Origin of the sequence: Corynebacterium auriscanis, assembly GCF_030408435.1 — a bacterium.
Classification (GTDB): domain Bacteria; phylum Actinomycetota; class Actinomycetes; order Mycobacteriales; family Mycobacteriaceae; genus Corynebacterium; species Corynebacterium auriscanis.
In genome coordinates this window covers 2,413,207-2,426,019 of record NZ_CP047046.1, presented here as the reverse complement: position 1 = coordinate 2,426,019, position 12,813 = coordinate 2,413,207, and the positions used below count along the sequence as shown (strand labels likewise).

The following is a 12,813-nucleotide window of genomic DNA, read 5'->3' as shown; positions in this document are numbered from 1 at the left end:
ATGGTCCTTTGAGAGCGGGACCAGCGCTTATGTAAAATGCAATGTCTTCATCAGTCATGTTCTTTGGAACGCCGATGTGCCGTTGGTCTTTAGTGGTGTAGACGATGTAGGTTTCGCCGTTACGCTTTTCTTCGTAACGAGGGAGAGAAGAGTGTTCGAGTTCTTCCGCACCTTTCTTAATTTTTTGGGCACCGTCGGATTGTTTTTCGCTACTTCCGATGGAGTTGGATGCTTTGGGTAGCGATGTCGCCGCAGTATCGGCTGTAGCGATGCCTTGTCCAAGGCAGGTGAGAACTGTGGCGGTGCAGAAGCGGATTAACCTTTTCGAGTTTTTTTGTGCATTGAGCTGTCTCTTTCGATGAACCTAGGGTGTAGAGGATTCGTTCTGTGACTTTACCACTTTCCAATACAATTTGCACCCACTTTCAATAATTGGAGTCGATTGTTCATTGACATGTAGCCTTCGCGCTGTAAAGCGTAAAGGCGCGTGAATTAGCGTTGGTGGGTTCTAGTGGTGAATGCAACACCCTGATTTGTTCATGAGGTGTTGATGATGTCCTGCACTCCCGATCCTGCTGTTGTTGCCGCTTTCGACCTGATCGCGAACCACAACTACAGCGCACAGCACGCAGCCCAAACCACCGGCTGCACCGACCGTGCGTTGCGGGACTACCTCACTAACCGCGGGGAGCGGGGCTTCCCTACTCCCCGCTCCCTACTTCCCGCGAGCCCGCTGCACGTCGCGAGCCCCGTCCGCGCATCCCGCATTGCGTCGACTGCCCCGCGCGGCCCCGCTAATCCTCGACCGATTTGCGGCTGAGCACGAAGGTTCCCACGATCATGATCACAATAGACAGCAGGACGTAGGACCACTGCCAACCGGTCACGCGGAACTGCTCGCGAAGCAGCACATAACCCAGGGTGAAGGCAACGATGGGTTCTGCAATCGTCATCGCGGGCAATGAGTTTTTCAAAGCGCCGGCATTAAACGACGTTTGTTGGACAGCTGTACCCAACCCGGCGCAGAACAACAGGCCATACAGCTCCCAACTGGCGATCAGACCCGTGAACCCACTGTGAACCCACACATCAACCACAGCCTTGGACAGCACGGCCAAGTAACCCATAATTCCGCCGGTGATAAGCCCAAACACCAGCGCTTTCTCGCGACTATACTGGATGCGCGCGAAGCGATACATGCCATAAAGCACCACCGCGCCTATAGCCACAGCGATCGCCCATTTTTCTGCGGGTGGGGCGGATAAGCCGGGCGTCGGTTTACCAAAAATAACCAACACGCCGACGGCGATACTCAAAATGGTGGCCCACAACGTTTCGGACTTGGAGATGGGGCGGTGATCAAACTTGGAAGCCAAAGGCAATGTGAACATCAGCTTGAGGACCAGAATGGGCTGCACAATAAGCAGGGATCCGAACCGCAAAGCCACGATCTGCAGGAAATATCCGAAGAGAGCGCTGAATAATCCAGCCCACCACCATGGCTTTCGGATGGCCGCCAAGATGGGCACATTCGAGGTCTCGGGGTTGGATTCTCCGTTCTGCTCGGCGATACGGTGACGCACGACAGTGCCCCAAGCGATGGTCAATGCGGACCCGAGGGCAAACAAGATCGCCAGTACGTCATCAGTATTCATCACACCATAGGCTAAACGACTGCGTGGTTCCGTGAAACGTCGGCCATGGCTTGTTGTAATCTCTCAACTATCACTGTTTTAGATGAGCCCTAATTCCCGAAAGACCGAGAGGTGGGTGCCCCGTGGCACTGATCGTCCAGAAGTACGGCGGATCGTCGCTGGAGAATGCCGAGCGCATTCGGCGCGTAGCCGAACGGATTGTGGAGACTAAGCGCCAAGGACATGACGTGGTAGTGGTGTGCTCCGCGATGGGCGATACCACCGATGAGTTTCTGGAGTTGGCTGAGCAAGTTAATCCCGTGCCGCCGGCTCGCGAGATGGACATGCTGTTGACGGCTGGCGAGCGGATCTCGAACGCGTTGGTGGCGATGGCCATCGATTCATTCGGCGCCGAGGCGCAGTCCTTCACAGGCTCGCAAGCGGGTGTTTTAACTACCGAGCGCCACGGCAACGCCCGCATTGTCGATGTGACGCCCGGCCGGGTCCAACAAGCTCTGGATAGGGGCAAAATTTGCCTGGTTGCGGGTTTCCAGGGTGTGAACCGCGAGACGCGGGACGTAACCACCTTGGGCCGCGGCGGCTCCGATGCCACGGCGGTGGCGCTCGCCGCCGCGCTGAACGCGGATGTGTGTGAGATCTACTCGGACGTCGATGGCGTGTACACCGCCGATCCGCGCATCGTGAGGGACGCAAAGAAGCTGGATAAAATCAGTTTCGAAGAAATGTTGGAAATGGCTGCGGTGGGCGCGAAGGTGCTCATGCTCCGCAGCGTGGAATACGCCCGCGCTTTCAATGTGCCACTGCGCGTGCGCTCTTCGTACAGCACGGACATAGGCACCCTAGTTAGCGGATCAATGGAGGATATCCCAGTGGAAGAAGCAGTATTAACCGGCGTTGCACACGATCGTTCCGAAGCGAAGATCACGGTTCAGGGTATCCCCGACAACCCAGGCGAAGCCGCGAAGATTTTCCGTGCCGTAGCGGATGCGGAAATCAACATCGATATGGTCCTGCAGAACATTTCTAAACTGGATTCCAACCGCACGGACATTACGTTCACCTGCCCACGCGAGGATGCATCCCGCGCTATGCAGATCCTCAAGGGCATGGCTGAAAGCGCGGGCTGGCAGGATGTATTGTTCGATGACCACGTGGGCAAGGTTTCCCTGGTCGGTGCGGGAATGAAGTCCCACCCGGGCGTGACCGCTGACTTCTGCGAGGCGCTGCGCGATGCGGGCGTGAACATCGAGCTGATCAGCACTTCGGAAATCCGCATTTCCGTATTGATCCGCGATACGGAGCTGGATAAGGCCGTGAAGGCTTTGCACGATCGGTTCCAGCTGGGTGGGGAAGAGGAAGCCACTGTGTACGCCGGCACCGGGCGGTAGAGTTGCCGCGCGGGTTTGCCGCGCCGCGCTGGTTTGTCGCGCGGGTGCTCCCGCTTCGCCACCGTGGCCGAGCCTTGCCACGCGGGTTTGCCGCTCCGCCACTGCGGCCGAGCCCTGCTCTCGCCCCCTGCTTCCCCGCTAAACCGTGCTATTGCGGCCGAAGAGGAACCACGCAATCGGCCCCAGCAGGGGAAGTCCAAAGGAGATCAGGATCCAGATGGCTTTCCCGCCCGCACCGTAGTTAGCGGAGCGCAGGATGCTAAACATCGCCGCGATAAACAAGACCAGCCATGCGAGGGCCAGCACGGCCAGTAGGATCAGGAACCCGCCAGAGGCCCATTGAATAGTGGTGTCCTCGGCGGCGTGAATCAAAATATTAGGCATAGTTGTCCTTTCGGTGAGGTGAGGGTTTCGTGCCTACCCCTGTTAACTTATGACGGCTATGCATCGTATGCGTCCTACCTAGGGTGGACTTTTCGGGGGCTAGGTATGATTCGTGTACTAACGTCTATATCGACGTGCACATAGCTAACTGCGTGCTCATAGCTGAATTCTTCACAATTCATGTTGCAGCTATGACGGAAGAACGGAGATATTGAATCATGACCACCCTCGCCGTTGTTGGTGCCACCGGGCAGGTTGGGCGCGTGATGCGTCGCATCCTCGTGGAGCGTAGCTTTCCTGCGGACAAGGTGCGCTTCTTCGCCTCTGCGCGCTCGGCAGGAAAGGAAATCGATTTCCGAGGCGAGAAGATCGTGGTGGAGGACGTAGCGGCAACATCCACGGAAGATCTTAAGGGCATCGATATTGCCCTGTTCTCCGCAGGTGGCGGCACTTCGCGTGAGCACGCCCCCCGTTTCGCGGAAGCCGGCGCGATTGTCGTGGACAACTCTTCGGCGTGGCGTAAGGATCCGGACGTTCCCCTGATCGTGTCAGAGGTGAACCCGGAGGCTGCCAAGAACACACCCAAGGGCATCATTGCGAATCCGAATTGCACCACCATGGCTGCAATGCCCGTGATGTGTGCGCTGCACGGCAAGGCGAGCCTGATCAAGATGCATGTTTCCAGCTACCAGGCCGTATCTGGCTCGGGGCTGGCGGGTGTGCGGGCGTTGATCGAGCAGACTAAGGCGAATCTGGATCACCTCGAGGCACTGGTAGAAGATGGTTCCGCGTTGGAGGCTTCCAGCACCGATCCTTATGTCGCGCCGATCGCCTTCAATGCGCTGCCACTGGCTGGCAACCTCGTGGATGATGGGACCCTGGAAACTGATGAGGAGCAGAAGCTGCGCAATGAATCCCGCAAGATTCTGGGCCTCCCCGATCTGCTGGTTGCTGGCACGTGCGTCCGCGTGCCCGTTTTCACTGGTCACACGATGACAATTCATGCGGAGTTCGCCAACCCGATCACCGCGCAGGAGGCCGGGGATATTCTGACGGCCACCGCGGGTGTTGAGGTTGTAGATGTACCGACGCCCCTCGCTGCAGCCGGCAAGGATGAGTCCCTGGTGGGGCGTATTCGCCAGGACCAGACGGTGGCGAATGACCGTGGCCTCGTACTTGTCGTTTCGGGCGATAATCTGCGCAAGGGCGCGGCGCTGAACACGATCCAGATTGCGGAGCTGTTGGTGAAGTAGTCGGGGCGCGCGCCCGCGGTGCCCGTCGCACCCCTGCGCCCGCACGAGTCCTTGCCCCCATCCACGCCCACCCGTTGACCTCTGCGCCTACCCGTTGACCCCTGTGCCCCGCGGCCCCCATCCGTGCCCACCCGTTGACCCCTGTGCCCCGCGGCGTCCATCCACTCCCGCCCGTTGACCTCTGCGCCCGCACGAGCCCTTGCGTACCCGTTGACCTCTGTGCCCCGCGGCCCCCATCCGTGCCCACCCGTTGACCTCTGCGCCCACCCGTTGACCCGTGTGCCTGCACGCACCCTTGCCCCCATCCACGCCCACCCGTTGACCTCTGCGCCCGCACGCACCCTTGCCCCTGCGCCCGCACGCGCCCTTGCCCCCCATCCACGCCCACACCTCCCTTCTTAAAATGTGCAGCAGAACTCCGACAGAATTGCGTCTTTTTGTTAGAGTTCTGCTGCACATTGTGGGTAGGCTGCCCAGATAACGTCGGCGCAGTGTAGTTGGGTGCCTTTGGACTGTTGGTGGGCTGAACCTCGCACGGAAGAATAAATGTGCAGCAGAACTCCGACAGAATTGCGTCTTTTTGTTAGAGTTCTGCTGCACATTGTGGGTAGGCTGCCCAGATAACGTCGGCGCAGTGTAGTTGGGTGCCTTTGGGTTGCTGGTAGGCTGCCCAGATAACGCCCGCGGGGCTGAGACTTCCGTGTTTCGGCAGCTCGCGCTCAGTCTTGCGCGAAGTCGCCTTCCTTCGGATTACCCCTTAAGAGCACCGCCGAAAGCACCGCAGCCGCGAGCGCGAACACCGCTGCGATGACGAGCGTCCGCGCGTAGGCCGCATCGTAATCCCCGGTGAAACGCAAGAACATGGGCAGCAGCGAGGCCAAAATGGCCACGGAAATCAGTGAACCGAACTCGTAGGATACTTCCTCCAAGGCCGCGGCCATGCCAGAGCGGTGCGCTGGTGCGGATCCGATGAGCGCGGACGACGTCACCGACATGGTCGTTCCCGCGCCCAATCCGATCAGGACAAAACCTGGATAGGCCAACCATCCCAGCTGCACGACCAACAGCACACCCGCAGCCATCAGCAGGAATCCACCACTGATCAACGTGCGGAAGCCCAATCGGTGCAGCATTGCGCCTCCGATTACCGAGGCCGGGAAAGCCGCCACCGCAACGATGGCCGTGAGCAGCCCTGCCTCCAGTGGTGAATAGCCCGCGGCGATCTGAAAACGCTCGCTGGTGAGCAACCCCAGGCCTGCCACGACGAACATGGCACCGCCGGCACCGAGGAACCCCGCGGTGAACACACGGTTGCGGAAGATGTCCCAGGCGAGGAGGGGTTCGGTCAGACGCTTTTGGCGTCGGTTAAGAAGAACAGTGCCCACAACAACCATGAGTACGGCCACGGCAATGATCACCGCGTTGAGGGGCCGGTGGGTGACCTGCTTGATGGCCAGGACCAACCCAACCATTGCGATCATCGCGTAGATGGATGTGAGGAGGTCCCACGGCTTGTGAGGGTTGGGGCGGTTCGGGCCGGCGAGCCAGAAAGTGAGCAGCAGTGCCAGGATTGCGACCGGAACGTTGATGAGGAATACCGAGCCCCACCAGTAGTGTTCCAGCAGAAAGCCGCCGAGTACGGGGCCTGAGGCGGAGCCGATCGTCGCCACGGAACCCCAGATGCCGATCGCTGTGTTGCGCTCACGGACGTTGGTGAATGTGATTCTGATCAGCGATAATGTGGCGGGCATCATTATTGCTGCACCGACGCCAAGCCCCGCGCGGGCAGCGATTAACCACTCGGCATTGGGTGCTACCGTGGCGACGATGGATGCGAGGGCGAACAGGATTAGGCCAATTTCAAACATCCTGCGGTGCCCGATGCGGTCCCCCAGCGTGCCCGTGCCGAGCAGTAAACCGGAAATCACCAGGGGATAGGTGTTGATGATCCAGAGGACTTCCAGTTCGGTAGTGTGCAGTTCGCGGCGCAGGGTGGGTAGCGCGGTGTAGAGGACGGAATTGTCGATACTGATCATCAACAATCCCAGGGAGACCACGCCGAGGAAGGCCCAGCGCTGAGTAGCTGTGGTGGCATGCGGGGTTGGGGTGGGCGATGTTACATGCGGGGTTGGGTCGGGTGCAGTGGCCGAGGTGGCATGCGGGGTTGGGGCGGGCGATGCTACATGCGGGGTTGGGTCGGGCGCAGTGGCCGAGGTGGCATGCGGGGATGGGTCGGGCGCAGTAGCTGAGGTGGATCCAGTGGCCCTGGCATCAGCATCAGGGCCGTCGTGGTGCGGAGTTGGTGAAGTCAATTGATTTTCGGCAATCGTCTTTCTATCGGGGTGAATGGGTTTTACGTGAGTGCGGGTCTAGAGTGCGGGTCTAGCGTGCGGAGCCGCAGCATCCGGGCGCACAGGGCTTGCCATTGGTGGTGCAGCCGAAATCAGGCACGGTGGATAGCTTCGCAGCGAGGTCCGCGGCGGCCTGCTGATCAGGGGTGAGCTGACGGGTCGCGCTTGACGGGCTAGATGCCTCAGATGCGTTTGATCCGGCAGCGCCCATCGCATCAACCAATAGGTCAACCACCATCGTGGCAAACTCGGGGGTCAAACCTGGGGTGGCTACGCGGACAAAGGGGATTCCGGCTTCCTCGGCGGTCTCTTTGGCCTCGGTATCAAGGTCCCACATCACCTCAATGTGATCCGTGATGAACCCAACGGGGCACAACACGATGGGGCGAGTGTTGCCAGCTGCCGCGCGAGCCTCGATGTGGTCGCACACGTCGGGTTCCAGCCATGGTGTGTGCGGGGAACCGGAACGGGACTGCCATACCAATTCCACGTCATATTCCGTGCCTGGCCCCATGTCGATCTCTACGGGCACACCGGTATGGGCTGGCCCGTCGCCGCGGCCGCCAACGTTTTCATGCCGGGCAATGCGCCCGGTCCAGCTGATATCCGCAGCAGATCCAGGTTGTCCCGCGAAGGAGCTGGCCTGCTGGATGAGGCGAGAAGCATCCAGTACCTGCTGTGAGTACAGGTTGCCACCGAAGGTGTGGGGGCCAGCGGCTTCATCGGCGACGTTTGGTACCGAATGCGCTGTGAACACCAAGTCGGCCTGGGCTGCGTGGTCCTGGGACAGGCTAGCCCGGGCTCGGTCTACTGCAGCGGCAAAAGCTGCGATGAACGTGGGGTTTGCGTGGAATTGGGATAACCGTTGTACCTCGGGCGGTGCGATACCGGCGCTGCGACAGTAATCCAGTGCGCGGGTTATGTCTTCTTGGTACTGGTTGCAACCGGAGTACCCGCCCCACGCGCTGGTAGCGAAGACGTAAAGCTGGGTAATGCCGTCCTTCGCGGCCTGCGTGATGGCATCTTCCACGTAGGGTTCCCAGTTGCGATTGCCGAAGTACACCGGCAGATGCAAATCCCGTTCCTGCAGCTCTCGGGCAATATTGTCAATGAGCTGCTTGTTTTGATCATTGATGGGGGAGCGACCACCGAGCGTGAAGTAGTGTTCCCCGACCTTTTCCAAACGCGCGCGCGGGATTCCACGACCGCGGGTGACGTTTTCCAAGAACGGGACGACCTGTTCGGACTGTTCTGGACCGCCGAACGAGAGCACCAGCAGTCCAGTAGTTGCATCCCTGTCAGCGGAGTGCAGCAATGTGGGCGCGGAGGATAATTCGCCGGGCGCAGAACCGAGAACGGGGGCAGAAGCATCGCTGGTCTGAGTCATGTTTCTGAGTCTACAGACCACGCCCGGCACGGCTGCACGCTCGGCCGGATCGAGCGTTGGGGGCAGCTTTGCTACAGACCACGCCCGGCACGACTGCACGCTCGGCCGGATCGAGCGTTGGGGGCAGCTTTGCTACAGACCACGCCCGGCACGACTGCACTGCGTTGATCACACGACTGCAGCGTGGCATTGATGGAGAGACTAACAAATGGCCGCCCTGTGCCAGGCGGGGTTGCGCGTGCCGCCCGGCGCTTGGCCACCTTGTGCCAGGCGGGGTTGCGCGTGCCGCCCGGCGCTTGGCCGCCCTAGATCAGCGGACCGCATCGATCAGTTCACGTGTGCGCGCCCGCACCAACCAGCATGTGCCAGCCACCCGCACCAACCAGCCTCTACCAAGTGCTATCCCAGCAGTCGCTCGCGCAGCAGCTCATGCCGTAGCGCCGAACGCACCGTCGGATAACGGAACCGGTGGCCAAGATCTAACAAGACGTTCGGCACCACATTCTGGTCGGCCAGAGCCAATTCCCGCGCACCATCTTCACCTAACAGCAGCTTCGGCGCGACTTTCGGCACAGGAATGAGCGGAAAGCCTCCGCCGACTTTCGCTAATTGTCGCGTGAACTGCGCATTCGTGACGATTTCCGGTGCCACCGCATTGACTGGCCCGCGCAGTTTCTCATCCAGTGCAGCACGGATGTAGATATCCACCGCGTCATCAATCGCTATCCACGCAAAATGCTGGCGGCCGGAGCCCAGCTTGCCACCACCTATCCGCACATTGAGTTGCAACAAATCCACCAACGGCGACCCACCGGCGATCACAAGCCCACTGCGGACATTCACTACCCGCTTTCCGGCTGCCGTGGCCACGTGCGTTGCTTCTTCCCATTTTTTGACGACGCCCGCGAGCCGCCCTTCACCAACACCAGCTAGTTCATCAACTTCATTCGGGCGAGTATGCCCATAAAAGCCCACGGCAGAAGCGCAAACAAATGTTATGATGCTGTCTGTTTCCGCCACCAACTGCGCTAGCTTCTGGGTGGGGCCCACGCGCGATCCCTCAACTTTGTCGAGGTGGTCTTCCGTGAACCGCCCAGCAATGGGGTGACCCGCCAAATGAATCAATACATCTACGTCGCGCAGCAGGTTCGGGGAAGGGGAGTTCGGATTCCAAGCGCGTACTGTGGCGGAATCGTGTTGCGCATGGCGGCTGAGCTCGATCACCTTATGGCCTAGTTGGTTCAACATCGCGCAGACTTGGGTGCCGACGAGGCCGGACGCACCGCTGACCGCAACGGTCAGCGGCTGCGGCGCAAGCGCGGCGAGCTCTTCGCCGCGCTGTAAGTCTTGCTGCAACTGGTGCTGACGATAGGAAAAGACAGGTCGTAAAGCCCGCGTGGCAAGGAACGCGGGTAGGTTCGTGGTGATTTTGTCGGTGATAGTCGCCGAGCCGGCACCGGATTCAAAGAGGTTCGTGATTTGTGGGGAGGGCGTGGTTGGGCCCGGGGTGGCGTCGGAAAAAATATGCGTGTGGGTCCAACCCGAAAGTGCCCCGAGACCTGGAGTTTTGCAGACATCGCGGAATTGATGGCCATCCTCGAAAGCTGCCGGGTCGTGCTGGCCATTCCACGTGAGGGGTGGGGCGGGAAGGTCGAATACGGTGAGGCCGTCGCGTAAATTATCGGCTTGTTTGATGACCTTCATACGGCTGTAACCCGGGGTGAGGCGGGCGACGACCCCTGGGCGAGAGTGGTAATCCCACAGCTGCTGGGCGGTGTAGGGGAGGGTGTGGTGAAACTGTGTGGTGGAGCGAAGCTTGGTGGCCAAGCCCGTGGTGTATGCATTGAACATGGGCACCAGCCTAGCGAGGACACCCGACAGAGGTGGTGTAGTGCGGAGTTGGTCCCCAGCGCGGGTTTATGAGGACGAAGCGGCGCGGGGTTGTTGTTTTGCTACGGTGGCCATCTCTACAAGGTCAGCCCGGGCGCGGGCCACGCGTGAACGGATGGTGCCCACCCGGACGTTCGCGATATGGGAGGCTTCCTCGTAGCTGTAGCCCAGCATCTGGGTGAGGATAAGGGCCTCGCGGCGCTGCTCGTCCAGCTGATCGATGAGGGCGCGGGTATCCACCCATTCCGCCCATGCGGAACCGCCCGTGGTTTGTGGGGAGACGGAGGTTTGCGCCACGTCTTGCAGCTCTGCACCGGTGCTGCGGGGACGGGCCATTTCGTGACGGATGTTGTCTACCCACACGCGCCGGGCCAAGGAAAGGATCCACGTGCGCGCGCTGGATCGCGCGGCGAAACGGGGTAGTGCGCTGAGCACGCGCAAGTAGGTTTCCTGGGTGAGGTCATCAGCGCGATCAGTATCGGCGAGGTGCGCTAGAAGGCGCCACACGTCATCATGGGTCGCAGCGATAAACTCAGTGAGCGCGCCGCGGTCACCGGCGGCTGCGCGTAGGGCTAGATCGGTAACCGCAGCGTCTCGTTCATGCTGGGAAGAACGGTGCTGGGACATGCCCTTGAGTTTATCAGTGGTCCTATGGCCAACCTAGTAGGCATCGGGTGGGAGGAGTGAGGGTGTCGAGGCTTACCTTGTCCGATTCTTTAATTATTATTAAAACCCCCAGAATTGATGGCTACTCTACTAAGCCTTTGGGATTCTGATGTCTTTTTATTACCCCCGCTGTGTTGGGCTGGGGGGTGTTCCTATCTAGTTAGTCAAGCCCGCGGGTGGAGTGTTCAGGGGTGACCGTGGTGCTTGACTGTGTCTGATTAACGGCATGCTGAAGGGCCGGCTGGGGTTGACCTAGTCGGTTTTTTGAATCTGTGGTTTTATGCTGCGGCGATGACCTCCGGTGTGATCTCGCGGTAGAGCTCTCCGTTGCGCATCATGGCGAATAAGACGTTGAGCCGTCTGCGGGATAAGGCGACGACTGCGGCGTTATGTCTCTTGCCTTGTTTTCGCTTTCGTTCGTAGAATTGGCGTGAACGTTCGTGGAATCTGATTGATGCAAAAGACGATTGCCATAGAGCGTTCTTTAATTTTTTATTGCCAGCTCGGTTCAGACTGTTGGACATGATGGATGTGCCTGATTGATTTGTCCTAGGTGACAGACCTGCGTACGACGCCAAATGCGCAGCAGACGGGAAATCCGACATATCTCCCACAGTCATAAGGATCTGTGCTGCAGATTTCGGCCCGATGCCCGGCATCGACAGCAGAATCTCGGTGTGAGGAATGTCTTGAATCAGGGCGAGTACGTGGTCCTCGATTTTCTTGCGGTGCTCCTTTTTCGCAAGAGCATCAGTGGCTGACATCGCGACACCGAGTTCGGCGTATTCTGCCCCGGGTATCTGTACTGTTTGGCTGGTAAACGCTGCGAACATGGCATCAACGATGGCTTCTGGATTCCGTGCCCGATGGCGTCTGGCGAAGGCATTGACCCTGGATGTGCCGAGTCTGCGGATCTTGGTGGGTCCGCCATACTTGGCGAGGAGCTGAAGTATCCATTTGCGGTGGATGACCTGCCCGCGCAGGACTCGTTCGAACTCAGGGTAAGTTCCGACCAGTGCTGAGCGTATCTGGTTAATCAGGCGGGTGTATGCCCTGGCGAGATCTTCATCAATACCGTTAAGGGCCTTGAGTTTGAGGAAAACTTCATCGACACGGTCAACCATGCGCAGTGATTCCGGCAGGTTCAGCCCGGCATGGGCGATAACGTAGGCATCGCGGACATCTGTTTTGGCATTGCCGACATGGATACGTGAGAGTTGGCGCATCGCTAGACCTGGTAGGTAGCGCACGGTGGTGCCCATGGATTCGGCGATAGCGACGGTGAGTCGGCCGATGTTGTTGGGCTGGTCAACGACAACTAACACGTCGTGGGACTGGTCGACTTTGTCGATGAATGAGGCAAAGAGGTCCCGTAAAGATTTTTCGTGTTGGTTGACTTGCTTGGATAGGACCTGGGTGCCGTGTTCATCCAGGACGCAGGCGTGGTGAAAGTATTTGCCGACGTCCATGCCGATGACATAGCGGTATGTCATGGTGGTACTCCTAGCGATAGATAAGCGGTGATCTGCTTCGTCGCTGGGGTTGGTCGGACATACTTCGTGCTGGCATCCACATTACTTTGAGATCTCACACCAACCAGTGGCGTGGATCAGGTTCCTATTAGCAGTTGGAGTATGTCACTGCCTTCGGCGGCATCACCGGCCGGATCATTTTCAGACAGGGCAAATAAGAGCCATACCGAAGCCAGCGACTCGTTCCTCCAGTCCCGAAGGAAATGAGGGAACGGAGTAAACATAACCCGCTCTGATTAGGGGACTACGCAATGAATCCTCGGAACCCTCCGGTGGAACTACTTAGAACGTAATGGGGTAGAGAAAG

At 59.2% G+C, this 12,813-nt stretch carries 10 protein-coding genes; 3 read left to right on the top strand and 7 right to left on the bottom strand.

Annotation, left to right across the window (positions count from 1 at the left end):
- Positions 1-550: 550 nt before the first annotated feature.
- Complete coding sequence (locus CAURIC_RS10350; RefSeq protein ID WP_290182765.1) at positions 551-820, top strand: hypothetical protein; 270 nt, start codon at positions 551-553, stop codon at positions 818-820.
- On the opposite strand, the gene CAURIC_RS10345 is transcribed toward CAURIC_RS10350, so the two are convergent.
- The gene (locus tag CAURIC_RS10345; RefSeq protein WP_035115178.1) at positions 795-1,655 is read right to left on the bottom strand and encodes a DMT family transporter; all 861 of its coding nucleotides are present in this window, start codon (positions 1,653-1,655) and stop codon (positions 795-797) included. The two genes, CAURIC_RS10350 and CAURIC_RS10345, sit on opposite strands and share 26 nt — an antisense overlap.
- 122 nt (positions 1,656-1,777) lie before the next feature.
- Here CAURIC_RS10345 and CAURIC_RS10340 point away from each other — a divergent pair, with 122 nt between their 5' ends.
- Positions 1,778-3,043 carry an aspartate kinase gene (locus CAURIC_RS10340; RefSeq protein ID WP_282940498.1) on the top strand — a complete coding sequence of 422 codons (1,266 nt, stop codon included), beginning with the start codon at positions 1,778-1,780 and terminating at the stop codon, positions 3,041-3,043.
- Between the two features lie 138 nt (positions 3,044-3,181).
- On the opposite strand, the gene CAURIC_RS10335 is transcribed toward CAURIC_RS10340, so the two are convergent.
- Positions 3,182-3,427 (bottom strand): PLD nuclease N-terminal domain-containing protein, encoded by a 246-nt coding sequence (locus CAURIC_RS10335; RefSeq protein WP_035115176.1) that lies wholly within the window; start codon positions 3,425-3,427, stop codon positions 3,182-3,184.
- A gap of 218 nt (positions 3,428-3,645) precedes the next feature.
- On the opposite strand from CAURIC_RS10335, the gene CAURIC_RS10330 reads away from it, so the two are divergent.
- Positions 3,646-4,680, top strand: coding sequence for an aspartate-semialdehyde dehydrogenase (locus CAURIC_RS10330; RefSeq protein WP_290182764.1), 1,035 nt, complete (start codon positions 3,646-3,648; stop codon positions 4,678-4,680).
- 719 nt (positions 4,681-5,399) lie between these two features.
- On the opposite strand, the gene CAURIC_RS10325 is transcribed toward CAURIC_RS10330, so the two are convergent.
- The 5 genes from CAURIC_RS10325 to CAURIC_RS10305 all read right to left on the bottom strand — a co-directional run bounded on the left by CAURIC_RS10325 (position 5,400) and on the right by CAURIC_RS10305 (position 12,467).
- Positions 5,400-6,737: an MFS transporter gene (locus CAURIC_RS10325; protein ID WP_052095214.1), complete on the bottom strand. Its 1,338-nt coding sequence runs from the start codon at positions 6,735-6,737 to the stop codon at positions 5,400-5,402.
- A gap of 325 nt (positions 6,738-7,062) precedes the next feature.
- A complete protein-coding gene (locus CAURIC_RS10320; RefSeq protein ID WP_084588270.1) occupies positions 7,063-8,418 on the bottom strand; it encodes a ferrochelatase in 1,356 nt (451 codons plus the stop codon).
- Between the two features lie 399 nt (positions 8,419-8,817).
- Positions 8,818-10,269: a TIGR01777 family oxidoreductase gene (locus CAURIC_RS10315; RefSeq protein WP_290182763.1), complete on the bottom strand. Its 1,452-nt coding sequence runs from the start codon at positions 10,267-10,269 to the stop codon at positions 8,818-8,820.
- 66 nt (positions 10,270-10,335) lie between these two features.
- The gene (locus CAURIC_RS10310; protein WP_035116163.1) at positions 10,336-10,935 is read right to left on the bottom strand and encodes an RNA polymerase sigma factor; all 600 of its coding nucleotides are present in this window, start codon (positions 10,933-10,935) and stop codon (positions 10,336-10,338) included.
- A gap of 317 nt (positions 10,936-11,252) precedes the next feature.
- A complete protein-coding gene (locus tag CAURIC_RS10305) occupies positions 11,253-12,467 on the bottom strand; it encodes an IS110 family RNA-guided transposase (protein WP_035114269.1) in 1,215 nt (404 codons plus the stop codon).
- Between the last annotated feature and the right edge of the window lie 346 nt (positions 12,468-12,813).

What these genes read in the sequence shown, in the direction of transcription:
- CAURIC_RS10330 (WP_290182764.1), top strand. Translation starts at nt 3,646, where the DNA reads ATGACCACCCTCGCCGTTGTTGGTGCCACCGGGCAGGTTGGGCGCGTG.
- CAURIC_RS10350 (WP_290182765.1), top strand. Translation starts at nt 551, where the DNA reads ATGATGTCCTGCACTCCCGATCCTGCTGTTGTTGCCGCTTTCGACCTG.
- CAURIC_RS10320 (WP_084588270.1), bottom strand. Translation starts at nt 8,418, where the DNA reads ATGACTCAGACCAGCGATGCTTCTGCCCCCGTTCTCGGTTCTGCGCCC.
- CAURIC_RS10310 (WP_035116163.1), bottom strand. Translation starts at nt 10,935, where the DNA reads ATGTCCCAGCACCGTTCTTCCCAGCATGAACGAGACGCTGCGGTTACC.
- CAURIC_RS10335 (WP_035115176.1), bottom strand. Translation starts at nt 3,427, where the DNA reads ATGCCTAATATTTTGATTCACGCCGCCGAGGACACCACTATTCAATGG.
- CAURIC_RS10305 (WP_035114269.1), bottom strand. Translation starts at nt 12,467, where the DNA reads ATGACATACCGCTATGTCATCGGCATGGACGTCGGCAAATACTTTCAC.
- CAURIC_RS10345 (WP_035115178.1), bottom strand. Translation starts at nt 1,655, where the DNA reads ATGAATACTGATGACGTACTGGCGATCTTGTTTGCCCTCGGGTCCGCA.
- CAURIC_RS10315 (WP_290182763.1), bottom strand. Translation starts at nt 10,269, where the DNA reads ATGTTCAATGCATACACCACGGGCTTGGCCACCAAGCTTCGCTCCACC.